Origin of the sequence: uncultured Eubacterium sp., assembly GCF_934561735.1 — a bacterium.
In the GTDB taxonomy this organism is placed as follows: domain Bacteria; phylum Bacillota; class Clostridia; order Oscillospirales; family Acutalibacteraceae; genus Eubacterium_R.
In genome coordinates, this window is the sequence record NZ_CAKTGT010000001.1 from 366,078 (window position 1) to 379,333 (window position 13,256).

General features: G+C 42.4%; 10 protein-coding genes. 8 read left to right on the forward strand and 2 right to left on the reverse strand.

Annotation, left to right across the window (positions count from 1 at the left end):
- Window positions 1-110: 110 nt before the first annotated feature.
- From gltX to gap, 5 genes are all read left to right on the forward strand, one after another.
- The gene (gene gltX, locus Q0E08_RS01605; RefSeq protein WP_294775458.1) at window positions 111-1,772 is read left to right on the forward strand and encodes a glutamate--tRNA ligase; all 1,662 of its coding nucleotides are present in this window, start codon (window positions 111-113) and stop codon (window positions 1,770-1,772) included.
- Window positions 1,773-3,455, forward strand: coding sequence for a glutamine--tRNA ligase/YqeY domain fusion protein (locus Q0E08_RS01610; protein WP_294775460.1), 1,683 nt, complete (start codon window positions 1,773-1,775; stop codon window positions 3,453-3,455).
- A 13-nt stretch (window positions 3,456-3,468) separates the two neighbouring features.
- Window positions 3,469-5,304, forward strand: a complete 1,836-nt coding sequence (gene typA, locus Q0E08_RS01615; protein WP_294775462.1) for a translational GTPase TypA — start codon at window positions 3,469-3,471, stop codon at window positions 5,302-5,304.
- A gap of 2 nt (window positions 5,305-5,306) precedes the next feature.
- Window positions 5,307-6,347 carry a radical SAM family heme chaperone HemW gene (gene hemW / locus Q0E08_RS01620; protein WP_294775464.1) on the forward strand — a complete coding sequence of 347 codons (1,041 nt, stop codon included), beginning with the start codon at window positions 5,307-5,309 and terminating at the stop codon, window positions 6,345-6,347.
- Window positions 6,348-6,570: 223 nt separating this feature from the next.
- Window positions 6,571-7,587 (forward strand): type I glyceraldehyde-3-phosphate dehydrogenase, encoded by a 1,017-nt coding sequence (gene gap, locus Q0E08_RS01625; protein ID WP_288527449.1) that lies wholly within the window; start codon window positions 6,571-6,573, stop codon window positions 7,585-7,587.
- A 202-nt stretch (window positions 7,588-7,789) separates the two neighbouring features.
- Here gap and nrdG read toward each other — a convergent pair whose 3' ends face one another.
- The gene (gene nrdG, locus Q0E08_RS01630) at window positions 7,790-8,320 is read right to left on the reverse strand and encodes an anaerobic ribonucleoside-triphosphate reductase activating protein (protein WP_294775468.1); all 531 of its coding nucleotides are present in this window, start codon (window positions 8,318-8,320) and stop codon (window positions 7,790-7,792) included.
- Window positions 8,321-8,464: 144 nt separating this feature from the next.
- Between nrdG and Q0E08_RS01635 the strand changes: the two genes are divergently transcribed.
- The 3 genes from Q0E08_RS01635 to Q0E08_RS01645 all read left to right on the forward strand — a co-directional run bounded on the left by Q0E08_RS01635 (window position 8,465) and on the right by Q0E08_RS01645 (window position 12,340).
- A complete protein-coding gene (locus tag Q0E08_RS01635; protein WP_294775471.1) occupies window positions 8,465-9,643 on the forward strand; it encodes a polysaccharide pyruvyl transferase family protein in 1,179 nt (392 codons plus the stop codon).
- Between the two features lie 17 nt (window positions 9,644-9,660).
- Complete coding sequence (locus Q0E08_RS01640) at window positions 9,661-10,155, forward strand: GtrA family protein (protein WP_294775474.1); 495 nt, start codon at window positions 9,661-9,663, stop codon at window positions 10,153-10,155.
- Between the two features lie 463 nt (window positions 10,156-10,618).
- A complete protein-coding gene (locus tag Q0E08_RS01645) occupies window positions 10,619-12,340 on the forward strand; it encodes a carbon starvation protein A (protein WP_294775477.1) in 1,722 nt (573 codons plus the stop codon).
- A 221-nt stretch (window positions 12,341-12,561) separates the two neighbouring features.
- Here Q0E08_RS01645 and Q0E08_RS01650 read toward each other — a convergent pair whose 3' ends face one another.
- Entirely contained in the window at window positions 12,562-13,254 is a 693-nt protein-coding gene (locus Q0E08_RS01650; RefSeq protein WP_294775480.1) for a response regulator transcription factor, read from the reverse strand.
- Window positions 13,255-13,256: the final 2 nt, after the last annotated feature.

The following is a 13,256-nucleotide window of genomic DNA, read 5'->3' on the forward strand; positions in this document are numbered from 1 at the left end:
AATTATTATAATAAATATATAAATTAATATTGAATATCAAGTCCGTTTGTGAGATAATAAAATGTAATTTTATGTAGAATTAAAAAAATGTGATTTGTTAGGGAGAAAATATGACTGATTATAAAGAATTGGCACAGCTTTTGTTTCCGAACATAACAAAGGCTCCGCAGGATTTTGAAGAAATGTATCCGCCGCGTGCTCTCAAAGACGGTGCAAGGGTAACCCGTTTTGCACCGAGCCCAACGGGATTTTTGCACTTTGGCAATCTCTTTACCTGTATGGTGTCGTATAAAACGGCAAAAACCACCGACGGTGTGTTTTATGTAAGGGTTGAGGATACCGACCAAAAGCGTAAAGTTGAGGGTGCTATTGATGTAATGCTCAAGGGACTTTCGGTTTACGGCATCAATGCCGATGAGGGTGTTGTCGGCGATGAAAAAGAAATCGGCAACTACGGACCGTATTACCAAAGTGCAAGAGTTGAGATTTATCAAACTTATGCAAAGGCACTTGTTGAACAGGGACTTGCTTATCCTTGCTTTTGCTCTGCCGAGGAACTTGACGGAATTCGCTCCGCTCAGGAAAACGAAAGCATCAAGGGCTATTGGGGCAAATGGGCAAAATGCCGTGACCTTTCGTTTGAACAAATCAAGGCTAACATTGATGCAGGTATGAGCTGGACTCTCCGCCTTAAATCTCCGGGCGAGCTTGATAAAAAATGTTATTTTGACGATATGATTAAGGGCAAAATTGAAATGCCGGAGAATGTGCAGGATGTCGTTCTTCTCAAATCGGACGGAATTCCGACCTATCATTTTGCACATGCCGTTGACGATCATCTTATGAGAACAACTCATGTTGTAAGAGGCGACGAGTGGATTTCTTCAGTTCCTATTCATCTTCAACTTTTCAAGGTTCTCGGCTTTAAGCCGCCTAAATACGCCCATGTTTCTCCTATTATGAAAGAGGAAAACGGCGGCAAGCGTAAGCTTTCAAAGCGTAAAGACCCTGAGGCAGCCGTTACTTATTACGCAGAAGAGGGCTATCCTCAGGAGAGCGTAAACGAATATTTGATGACTCTTGCCAACTCAAACTTTGAGGACTGGCGTAGAATGAACAAAACGGAGCCTATCGAAAAATTCCCGTTCAATCTCAAAAAAATGAGCGTGTCGGGTGCATTGTTCGATATAGTAAAACTCACCGATGTGTCAAAAAATGTAATTTCTCTTATGCCGGCAGATAAGGTGTTTGAACTTTCATACGCTTGGGCAAAGGAATATCAGCCGCAACTTGCAGAACTTTTTGCACAGGATGAGGCAAAGGCAACCGCAATACTCAATATCGACCGTGAGGGCAAAAAGCCTCGTAAGGATATTGCAAAATGGAGCGATGTTTTGGACTATGTAAGTTATATGTATGACGAAACTTTTGTTCCTAATTATGAACTTAACGGCAACGCAACACCTGCTCTTGCAGTTAAGGTTATTGAAGAATATATCAAGGTTGTTAATCTTGATGATGACAAAGACGCTTGGTTTGGCAGAATGAAAGATATTTGTCCGCTTGTCGGCTGCACACCGAATGTTAAGGAATATAAGGCAGAGCCTGAAAAATTTGAAGGTCATGTCGGCGATGTTTCAACAATCATTCGTGTGGCACTCACAGGCAGAACAAACACACCCGACCTTTTTGCTATCACCGCTCTTTTGGGTGAGGATACGGTAAAGGCAAGACTTAATTCGGCATTGAAATATTATAAGGAGGAAATGTAAATGGCAGTTGACGAAATCAAAGACGAGGAAACCGTAACCCAAAACTTCATTCACGATTTTATTGATGAAGATTTAAAAGAGGGAGTGTATTCCCGTGTTCAAACAAGATTTCCTCCGGAGCCTAACGGCTATCTCCACATCGGTCATGCAAAGGCTATTTGCATAAACTTCGGTGTAAAAAACAAGTACAACGGCGTTTGCAATCTCCGTATGGACGATACAAACCCGATTAAAGAAGATACGGAATATGTTGATTCAATCAAAGAGGATATTAAGTGGCTCGGATTTGATTGGGACAATATGTATTTTGCTTCCGACTATTTTGATTATATTTACGAATGTGCGGTTAAGCTCATCAAAAAAGGTCTTGCCTATGTTGACGAATCATCGGCAGACGAAATCAGAGAGATGAGAGGCACGCTTACAGAACCGGGCAAAAACAGCCCTTACCGTGACAGACCTGTTGAAGAAAGCCTTGATTTGTTCCAAAGAATGACCGACGGCGAATTTGAGGCAGGCTCAAAGGTGCTTCGTGCAAAGATTGATATGGCGTCACCGAATATGAATATGCGTGACCCGATTATTTACCGCATTATGTATGCACATCACCACAGAACAGGTGACAAGTGGTGCGTTTATCCTATGTATGACTTTGCTCATCCTCTTTCGGACGCTTGTGAAAAGGTAACACATTCGCTTTGTTCTTTGGAATTTGAAAATCACAGACCGCTTTACGATTGGGTTTGTGATAACTGCGTTGAGGGTGAAAAACCAAGACAGATTGAGTTTGCAAGAATGAATCTTAACTACACTCTCACTTCAAAGAGAAAGTGCTTAAAACTTGTTCAGGACGGCATTGTAGACGGCTGGAACGACCCGAGAATGGCTACCATCAGCGGTATGCGTCGCCGTGGCTATCCTGCCGATGCTATCCGTGATTTTTGCGAAAAAATCGGTGTTTCAAAGGCTTACAGCGTAATTGATTTTGCAATGCTTGAAAGCTGTGTTCGTGACAGCCTTAACAAAAATGCCAAGAGAGCAATGGCTGTTGTTGACCCGCTTAAACTTATTATTGACAATTATCCCGATGACAAGGTTGAAGAACTTGAAGTTGAATATCATCCGGATCACGAGGAATTCGGCAAGCGTACAATTCCTTTCGGCAAAGAACTTTGGATTGAGAAAAACGACTTTATGGTTGAACCTATCAGCAAGTACCGCCGTTTGTTTGTCGGCAACGAGGTAAGACTTTACAAGGCTTATTGCGTAACCTGTATAGGCTATGATTTGGACGAAAACGGCGAGGTTGTTGCAGTTCACGCAACATACGACCCTGAAACTTTCGGCGGTGACACACCGGACGGAAGAAAGGTAAGGGGTACAATCCATTGGGTATATGCAAACGATTGCAACACTGCACAAGTCAGACTTTACGACCGTTTGTTTGATGTTGAAAATCCGAGCGATGAAGAGGGCGTTGGCTCGTTTGAGGATAATCTCAACCCTAATTCGCTTGAAGTCAGAACCGCTTATGTTGAAAAGGCACTTGCAGACACTCAGCCGGGCGACAGATTTCAGTTTATGAGAAACGCATATTTCTGCACCGATCAGGACAGCAAGCCGGGTGCACTTGTGTTTAACAGAACAGTTCAGCTTAGGGACAGCTTTAATAAAAAGAAGTAAAGAAGGCATTATTGTGGCAAAAGAAGAAAGAAAAGATATAAAAAATATTGCGATTATTGCTCACGTTGACCACGGCAAAACAACTCTTGTAGATGAAATGCTGCACCAAAGCGGTATTTTCCGTGACAACGAGGTTGTTCAGGAAAGAGTAATGGACTCAAACGACCTTGAAAAGGAAAGAGGCATTACAATTCTTTCAAAGAACACATCAATTCATTATAAAAACACAAAAATTAATATCGTTGATACCCCGGGACACGCTGATTTCGGTGGCGAGGTTGAGCGTATTCTCACTATGGTAGACGGTGTTTTGCTTGTAGTTGACGCTTTTGAGGGCTGTATGCCTCAAACCCGTTTTGTACTCAAAAAAGCACTCGGTTTACATAAAACTCCGCTTGTTGTTGTTAACAAGATTGACCGTGACGGTGCAAGACCGGAAGAGGTTATTGACGAAGTTCTTGACCTTTTCATTGAACTCGGAGCAGACGATGACCAAATTGATTTTCCTGTTGTTTATGCTTCGGCAAGGGACGGCTATTCGTCACTTGACCCTAATGTTCGTGAGGGCGATATGCGTCCGCTTTTGGATGCTATTTTGGAATACATTCCGTCACCTGTCGGCGACCCTGAGGGTCCTGCTCAGATTTTGTTCTCGTCACTTGAATATGACGATTATGTAGGCAGAATCGGTGTCGGCAGAGTTGAAAGAGGCACAATCAATGTCAACACTCCTTATGTTCTTTGCCGTCAGGACGGAACACAGGAAAATGTAAAGTTTTCAAAAATGTATCAGTTTGAAGGACTTAAAAGAGTTGCTTGCGACAGTGCCGAATTCGGTGACCTTGTTTCGGTTGCCGGCATTGCCGACCTCAACATCGGCGAAACCGCTTGCGACCCGGAGCATATTGAACCGCTTCCGTTTGTAAAAATTGATGAGCCTACAATCAGCATGAACTTTATCGTTAACGATTCACCGTTTGCAGGCAGAGAGGGCAAGTATGTAACTTCCCGTAATCTCCGTGACAGACTTTTTAAAGAGGTTGAAACCAATGTTTCCATGCGTGTTGAAGAAACCGATTCTATGGACACCTTCAAAGTTTCGGGCAGAGGCGAACTTCACCTTTCAATTCTTATTGAAACTATGAGAAGAGAAAATTACGAATTCCAGGTTTCCCGTCCACAAGTTATCACAAAGACGGATGCCAACGGTAAGGTGCTTGAACCTATGGAAACCGCTATTATCGAGGTGCCGGAGGAATATGTCGGTGCCGTTATGACAAAACTTTGCTCACGCAAGGGCGAAATGATTAATATGGATACCCGTCCTACGGGTATGACTCATATGGAAATCAAAATTCCGTCAAGAGGTCTTATCGGCTACAGAAGCGAATTTTTGACCGATACCAACGGCAATGGTATTATGAACCAGCTTTTTGCAGGTTATGAAGAATGGCACGGCGATATCGAAACAAGAAGCCGTGGCTCAATCGTAGTTCACGAAACAGGCACAACAACAGGCTATGGACTTTGGAACACACAGGACAGAGGTCGCTTGTTTGTTGGTCCGGGCGTTGATGTTTACGAGGGTATGATTGTCGGCGAATGTGCAAAGGACGAGGATATTGTATGCAATGTCTGCAAGAAAAAGCATGTTACAAACACCCGTGCAAGCGGTTCTGACGAAGCACTCAAGCTTGTTCCGCCAACCACTCTTTCGCTTGAACAGAGCATGGAATTCTTGGCAGATGACGAACTTCTTGAGGTTACTCCAAAATCAATTCGCTTGCGTAAAACAATTCTCAGCAAGGAACTCAGATTAAAGGCTGAAAACAGAGCCAAAAAGGGTTAATTATGAATAACGAGCGTTCGGGATTGTATTTTCACATTCCGTTTTGCAAAAATAAGTGTCCGTATTGCGATTTTTACAGCGTGAAGTTTGACGAAGCGTCTGCACGGCAATATGTTCAAGAAATATGTAATGAAATTAAGCAGTATCAAGGTGTCTTTGATACTGTTTATTTCGGTGGCGGCACTCCGAGTATTTTGCCGCCCGAGTTAATCGGCAAAATCCTTGATTGTGCAAGGAAACGGTTTGATATATCCGATGATGCGGAAGTTACCGTGGAATGTAATCCAAGCAAGGATTTGTCCGAGGATTTCAAAAAATACGCTTCGTACGGTGTTAATCGTATAAGCCTCGGTATGCAAAGTGCGGTTGACAGCGAACGCTTTGTACTCGGCAGAGCGGCAGGGAAGAACGAAGTTGAACGCACGATAAATTATGCAAGGCAGTCGGGGATAGAAAACATCAGCCTTGACCTTATGCTCGGCACACCAAAGCAAACACTCGCCTCGCTTGATTATTCGTTTGATTTTATCAAAAGTATGGGCGTGCCGCATGTGTCGGCATATATGCTCAAAATCGAAGAGGGCACAAAGTTCTATCAAATGCGTGACCGACTTGTTTTGCCCGATGACGACACGGTGGGCGAAATGTATCTCAAAACCGTTGACACTCTCGCTTCGTTCGGAATTGAGCAGTACGAAATCAGCAATTTTGCCGTGCCGGGATTTGAGAGCAGGCACAACACGAAATATTGGACTTTGACCCCGTACCTCGGCATAGGAAAGTCGGCTCACAGTTTTTGGGGCGGCAAAAGATTTTTCTACGACAGAGAGTGGAACAAAATCAATGACGGCACGGGCGGCGACAAAGAAGAACAAATTATGCTCGGACTTCGCCTTGCAAGGGGAATTGACAAATCACTTGTTGACCGAGATTTTGCCGAACTTGTCAAAATGGGATATGTTGCCGACCTCGGCGAGCGAATTGCATTGACCCCAAAAGGTATGCTCGTTTCCAACACGATAATAAATTATATAATAGGTTAGGGGAAATCGTGGTGATAGGGCTTGCAAATCGGTTAAAATATCACCAAAATTTTGCAGATTGTTACAAAATTAACATAATATGTGTGGGGTATATAGATTGTTTTTGTATAATCTGTAAAAAATCATATTTTCACTTGATTATTGGGATTAAACAGTATAAAATAATAGTGCAATAAAATAAAGCAATTTATTTAATTAATTTAATTTTCGGAGGTATAATCCAATGGTAAAAGTTGCTATTAATGGTTTCGGCCGTATCGGTCGTCTTGCTTTCCGCCAGATGTTCGGCGCAGAAGGTTACGAAGTTGTTGCAATCAACGATCTTACAAGCCCAAAGATGCTTGCTCATCTTTTGAAGTACGATTCATCACAGGGTAAGTATGCTCTTGCTGATACAGTATCAGCTACAGATGATTCTATCATCGTTGACGGTAAGGAAATTAAGATTTATGCAAAGGCTGACGCTTCAGAACTTCCTTGGGGCGAACTTGGCGTAGACGTTGTACTTGAATGCACAGGTTTCTACACATCAAAAGAAAAGGCTTCTGCTCACGTTAAGGCAGGTGCTCGTAAGGTAGTTATTTCTGCTCCTGCAGGTAACGATCTTCCTACAATCGTTTACAATGTAAACCACGATACACTTACAGCTGAAGATACAGTTATTTCTGCTGCATCTTGCACAACAAACTGCCTTGCTCCTATGGCTAAGGCTCTCAACGATTTTGCTCCTATCCAGAGCGGTATCATGTGCACAATCCACGCTTACACAGGCGATCAGATGACACTTGACGGTCCTCAGAGAAAGGGCGACCTCAGAAGATCAAGAGCTGCTGCTGTTAACATCGTACCTAACTCAACAGGTGCTGCAAAGGCAATCGGTCTTGTAATTCCTGAACTCAACGGCAAGCTTATCGGTTCTGCTCAGAGAGTTCCTACTCCAACAGGTTCAACAACAATCCTTACAGCTGTTATCAAGACAGACAAGGAAGTTACTGTTGAAGCTATCAACGCAGCTATGAAGGCTGAAGCTACAGAATCATTCGGTTACAACACTGATGAAATCGTTTCTTCAGATATCGTTGGTATGAGATACGGTTCACTCTTCGACGCAACTCAGACAATGGTTCTTAAAGTTGCTGATGACACATATGAAGTTCAGGTTGTTTCATGGTATGACAACGAAAACTCATACACATCACAGATGGTTAGAACAATCAAGTACTTCTCAGAACTTGGCTAATCAATAACCCAAAACAAAACTCGGAGCATCTGCTCCGAGTTTTTTAGTCTGTCGATCTTGCAATAAAAAAATAACCGCCCAACCCCGCTAAAAGTTGGCGATTATTTCATAATCAACTTTTGATGAGGGCTAACCGTCTATCGGGCAAGCTCCTTATCTATTCTTATTATATATCAATTATTTTATTTTGTCAACATCGTGCTTATTCAAGGTAAAGCACGATTTTTTGTTCTTTGATGGTTTTCTTTATGTCGATTACTCTTTGATTGGATGAACCGCGGAATTTCAGCGTGATTGAGTGCAAATCTTCCACATACGGGCCGTCAACAAGTATGTCAATAAGCGACAGCATTTCCTTGCTGATGTCGGTTGCGGCACGGCTTTTTTCTTCCGTACAACCGAGAATTTGTTCAAGCGTAAATCCGGTGTAGCACCACACGGTTTTGTCAGGAAATCTTTCGTGGAACATCACCAAAAACGGCACAAGTACCTTTTGATTTTCGGGTTCAAACGGTTCACCGCCGAGGAGCGATATGCCGTTAATCCAGCTGTGGTCAACACTTTTGAAAATATCCTCCATGGTTTCTTCGGTGAAAAGATGACCGTAGCCGAAGTCCCATGTAACTTCGTTAAAACAATTTTTGCAATGATGTCTGCAACCGGATACAAAAAGGGAAGTTCTTACTCCCTCGCCGTTTGCGATGTCATTTGTTTTTATTTCTGCCCAATTCATAAATCAGTCCGCCTTTCAGCGCTCTTTTTTATATTATAGCACATTAACATTGTAAAATAAAGAGTATTATAATTGACAATGATATGTTGGGTGTGATAATATATTTACATACTATATAAAGTATTAAATAAGGAGTATTGCATAATGAAATACGGTGTGTTATACAGAAAAACCACCAAAAATATCGGCGACGATATGCAGTCATATGCCGCAGAGCAATGGTTGCCGCATACCGATTATTTGGTGGATATTGAGGCTATGGATAGCTTCAAGGCTGATGATGACGAGCCGGTTGCAACCATTATGAGCGCATGGTATATGTGGGAAAAGTGGAATTGGCCGCCGTCAAAATATGTTTATCCTTTGTGGATAGGTCTTCACTACAATGATATTCAAAGAGGCAGACCTCGTGGTATGCCTTCAAAGTTTGAATATATCGAGAGCGGACCGGGCAAGGAATATCTCAAGAGATTTGAGCCTATCGGTTGCCGTGATTATTATACACAAGAGCGTCTTTCGGAGCGTGGAATAGACAATTACTTTTCGGGTTGCGTAACCCTTACACTCAAAAAGCGTCCGCCAAAGCCGAGAGAAAGAGAATATATTGTTCTTGTAGGTCTTGCAAAGCCTGTTGAAGAGGCTGTAAAAAAGCAGATGGAGGGCACAGGCATTGATGTAATCGTTGAGCCGCCTACCCGTCCTATTCCGTCAGACCAATTTATGACTTGGGAGCAGAGGCGTGCCGAGGTTGAGGAAAGACTTGACCTTTATCAAAATGCAAAATGCGTGCTTACTTTCAGAGTTCACTGTGCACTTCCTTGTATCGCACTCGAAACTCCGGTGCTTTGGGTTCGTCACAACTTCAATTCGGTTCGACTTGACCCGTACAAGCACTACGCCAATACAGCTCTCAATGAGGATGTTATCGCGGGTAAGTATAAGGATTATATGCTTAATCCTATTCCAAATCCCGATACTTACAAGCCTGTCAGAGAAAATCTTGAAAAAATCATTTCGGAATTTATCGACAAGGCAGAGCACGAAACCCGCACTGCTTCCGAGCTTTACGAATCACAGTATACCGATGAGGAAATTATGCAGTGGCGTCACGATACTATGAAGAAAACTCTTTACAGCTATCACAAGGAACATCACATTGACCTTCGTGAAATGACTGCAATGAGGAACGAACTTGCAAAGTATCACAAAATCGGCGATATTGACGAAGTTCGCCGAATGAACAGGGAATATAATTCAAAGATAGTCAAATTTGCAGTTAAATGCAGACGACTTTTGCTTAAGCTTTTAGGCAAAAAGCCATAATAAAAAGGATCGATTATATGAGCGAAAAGAAAGAAAAGGGCAACGGCGGTTTTTGGCAGTTTGTAAAATTTGCACTGTTCTCCGCTTCTGCCGGTATTATTCAGGTTGCGGCTTTCACTCTTATGAGCGAGGTTATTATCAAACTTCCGGTTTTTCAAAATTGGATGGCTTCAAATGCCACTTTTGCAAAAATTATGCAAAATGAGTACGGCCCTATGTATCTCATTGCACTTTTGCTGTCGGTTATTTGGAATTTTACATTCAACCGTAAGTTTACATTCAAATCGGCAAACAATGTGCCTATTGCTATGCTCAAAGTTCTTGCGTTTTATTGCGTGTTTACACCGGTGAGCACAATTTTGGGCAACTACTTTACCGCAAAATTTGCCGATGTAACCGCTATTAACTATATTGTTCTCGGTTGCACAATGGCTTGCAATATGATTACGGAATTTTTATACGACAAGTTTGTTGTGTTCCGCGGTCAAGAGGGAACAGCGGTTAAAAAATAGACAAACGGCGGCTTTTGATTAAGTTACAATTTGTTCATACTTACAAAAATGTGCCAAAACATTTGACAAATCGAATTTTTGGTACTAACATAAAAGCATAAATTAAACAGTCAAATGCAATGAACAGGATATGACTTTGCGTAGCACCGTTTACAGAAAGCTGTCGGTTGTGCAAGACAGTAACAGGCACGCTTTGCCCTCCCCTGCAAGCAGTTTCAGTGAAAGATTGCGAGTAGTTGAAAACGGGACTCACCGTTATATGAGGCACTGTTAATTTTATTGACGGTGGTTGAGCGGTCGGCATCTGTCGGCAAGCAAAGTGGTAACACGAAAGCACTAAAATTTATGCCTTCGCCTTTGCGGAAAATCGGAAACGATTTTCGCTTTGGCGGAGGTTTTTGTTTTTGTTTACCGATGCAAATTTGGATTTAGGCTGTAAAAAAAGAGAAAGAAGATGTAAATTATGAACACGCTTGTAATTGTTTTGATTGCTGTTGTTGTTCTCGGTGCAGGTTATGTCTTTTACGGCAGACATCTTGCAAAAAAATGGGGCGTTGACCCCAAAGCCGAAACCCCTGCCGTAAAGTATAATGACGGTAAGGATTATGTTCCGACAAACGGTTGGACCGTATTTTCTCACCAATTTTCATCAATCGCGGGTGCAGGCCCTGTAACCGGTGCCATTCAGGCGGCTGTATTCGGCTGGCTTCCCGTACTCCTTTGGATTTTAATCGGCGGTGTATTCTTCGGTGCGGTAACAGACTTCGGTGCACTTTACGCTTCGGTTAAAAATCAAGGTAAATCCATGGGTATGCTTATTGAAAAGTACATCGGTAAAACAGGCAGAAAGCTTTTCTTACTTTTCTGCTGGCTCTTTTCCCTCTTGATTATTGCGGTATTTGCGGATATGGTATCGGGTACTTTCAATGCGTTTGACGATGTAACGGGCAAACTTGCGGCTAACGCTTCGGTAAACGGCTCGGCAGGTATGGTATCGATTATGTTTATGGTATTTGCCGTAATCTTCGGCCTTATCCAAAAGAAGTTCAACTTCTCCGGCTGGAAAGAAGCTGTTTTGGGCATCGTGTTTATCGTTGCTTCGTTTGCTGTGGGTATGCAGTTCCCGCTTGAATTCAGCAAAACAACATGGAGTTATGTTGTATTTGTTTATATTTTCTTTGCCGCAATTCTTCCTATTTGGCTTATGAAACAGCCTCGTGACTATATGACAACAATTATGTTTGTTTGTATGATTGTCGGTGCGGCTTTGGGACTTGTAATCGGTCATCCTACAATGAACCTTCCTGTATTCACAGGCTTTAAAAACGAACAGCTCGGCACAATGTTCCCGATTTTGTTTGTAACTGTTGCCTGCGGTGCGGTTTCGGGCTTCCATTCACTTGTATCATCCGGTACTTCATCAAAAACAATCGCCAATGAAAAGGATATGCTTAAAGTAGGCTACGGTGCAATGATTCTTGAAAGTGTGCTTGCCGTTCTTGCCCTTTGCGTTGCCGGTGCCGCCGCTAAAAACGGTGTTCCTGCCGAGGGTACTCCTTTCCAAATCTTCTCATCGGGCGTTGCAGGTTTCTTTGAAAAGATGGGTCTTTCGGTTCACTTTTCAACGGTATTTATGACAATGTGCGTATCTGCTCTTGCACTTACAACACTTGACGCCGTTGCCCGTATCGGCAGAATGTGTTTTCAGGAATTCTTCAGCGTTGACGATATGGAACACGCAAAGCCTTGGAGAAAGGTTGTTTGCAATACATATTTTTCAACAATCATCACACTTCTTTGCGGCTTTGTTCTTACAAAAATCGGTTACCAAACAATTTGGCCGCTTTTCGGTTCGGCAAACCAGCTTTTGAGTGCACTTGTTCTCATCACACTTTGCGTATTCCTCAAGGTAACAGGCAGAAGCAACAAGATGCTGTTCCCTCCAATGATTATTATGCTTTGTGTAACATTTACCGCTCTTATTCAGCGTGTAATCGGTCTTGTTAAATCCCTTGCCGCAGGCACGGATATTTTTGCAAGCGTAATTCAGCTTGTTGTTGCTGTTCTTCTTATCGTACTTGCCGTTATCATTGCAATTAACTCATTCAAGAGTTATGTTCACAGCAAGAAAAACAGTGAGCTTGAAGAAAAGACGGAAACAGCCGAAGAAGTCAAAGGCTGTTGAGAAAGGTTCTGAATTTCGTTTTCTTGCGAACATTGCTGTACGATGGTACCGCTTGTTCGCAAAAAACGAAAAACGCTAAAAAAGCTGTAAGTTTGATACTTACAGCTTTTTTAAAATTCACCGTCAACACTTCGTGTTGCCACCTCCGCTTACATTAATGTGAGGCGTAATTCGGTTGACTATATTTTGGCGTGTTTCAGGAACTTTATCGACAGTCTTTTCTATTTGTTAAATCGGTAACCCTTACCCCAAACCGTGTTGATGAATTCCATATTGTTGTCCACCGCAAACAGCTTTTCACGCACCCTGTTGATGTGCACGGTTACGGTTGATGTGTCGCCCATTGAGTCGTAATTCCAGATTTTGCTGAGCAGTTCTTCCTTTGTAAAAACCTTGTCCGGGCTTTCAGCCAGAGTTGCAAGGAGGTCAAACTCCTTATTTGTAAAGGTTATTTCGGTGTCCTCAAAATAAATTCTGCGTGATTTTTTGTCAATTTTAAGGTCGCCGATTTCGATAATTGAACTTTCTTTAATATCCGTGTTTGTAAGTCTTTCGTATCTGTTGAGGTGGGCAATAACTCTTGCCACAAGTTCTGACGGACTGAACGGCTTTACGATATAGTCGTCGGCACCGAAGCCTAAACCGTTGATTTTGTCAAATTCGTCCTTTTTTGCACTTACAAGAAGAATAGGGATGTTGCTGAATTCTCTGATTTTTTTGCAAACCTCAAGCCCGTTGAGTGACGGAAGCATAACATCCAAAAGCACAAGTGCAACATTGACCGTTTTTGCAATTTCAAGTCCTTTTAATCCGTCGTTTGCACAAAGTACCTCAAAGCCGTGTGCTTCAAGATAATCCCTTTCAAGACAGGTGATGTTTTCGTCATCTTCGATAATGAGAATTTTTTTGTTCATAG